Genomic DNA, 930 nt, shown 5'->3' on the forward strand with positions numbered 1-930 from the left:
CGCGCGGGAAGCGCAGCGCCACCAGCCCCGAGAGCAGGTAGCCGCCCGCCGCGACGCCCAGCGCGACCACGTCGGCGTGCCCGCCGGTGCCGGCCGCGGCCGTGGCCGCCACCGCGACCGCCGCCCCCGCGCCCGCGGCGACCGTCCCGGCCGTCGGGGTCACCGAGTTGGCCAGCACCAGCCGCTGCGGCGGCACCACGTGCGGCAGCGCCGCCGACAGCCCCGCCAGCAGCGCCCGGTTCACCGACAGCACCGCCAGCGCGAGCACGCCCACGACCACGTCCCCGGCGCCGGCCAGCAGCGCCGCCGCGGTCAGCAGCGCCAGGGCGGCGCGCAGCAGGTTGCCGACGCCGAGCACCGAGCGCCGCGAGCGGCGGTCCAGCAGCACCCCGGCCCACGGGCCCACGACGGTGAAGGGCAGCAGCAGCACCGCGGAGGCGAGGGCGACCCCGGCGGGGGTGGCCTGCCGCTCGGGGGAGAAGAAGAACAGGGACGCCAGCCCCGCCTGGAAGACGCCGTCGGCGGCCTGCCCGCTCAGCCGCACCCCCAGCAGGTGGCGGTAGCGGGCGGTGCGCACCAGCCGCCCGAGCTCGGGCAGGACCCCGGCGCGCGGCGTCTCCAGCACGTGATCACCGTAGCCGCCGGGGCCGCCCGCGCCCGGCGCCCCGCTTCGCGGACCTCGTGTGGAGGTGTGGTGCACACCCGTCTGGAGCAGCACCGCGGGCGGGTGCACCGCCGGCGGCCACGCATACTGGGGGAGGCCGCCGGAGCCGAAGGCCGCGGCGGCAGCTGCCGATGGACCGGCAGCACCCACGCAGCGACCGGCGAGCGTCCCGCTCCCCACGCCGGTGCGCCCGACGCCGGAGGACCAGACGCCCGTGGCTGCACGACGCCCCGCCCCCGCCCCCACCCCGGGGCGTCGTGCAGCCA

The 930-nt window shown here is 80.0% G+C and carries 1 pseudogene; it reads right to left on the minus strand.

What is annotated here, in order from left to right:
* A pseudogene (locus tag GTQ99_RS23615) lies at positions 1-625 on the minus strand (MFS transporter); the annotation flags it as partial.
* Positions 626-930 lie beyond the last annotated feature (305 nt).

The sequence above is a fragment of the Kineococcus vitellinus genome (genome assembly GCF_009906315.1).
In the GTDB taxonomy this organism is placed as follows: Bacteria; Actinomycetota; Actinomycetes; order Actinomycetales; family Kineococcaceae; genus Kineococcus; species Kineococcus vitellinus.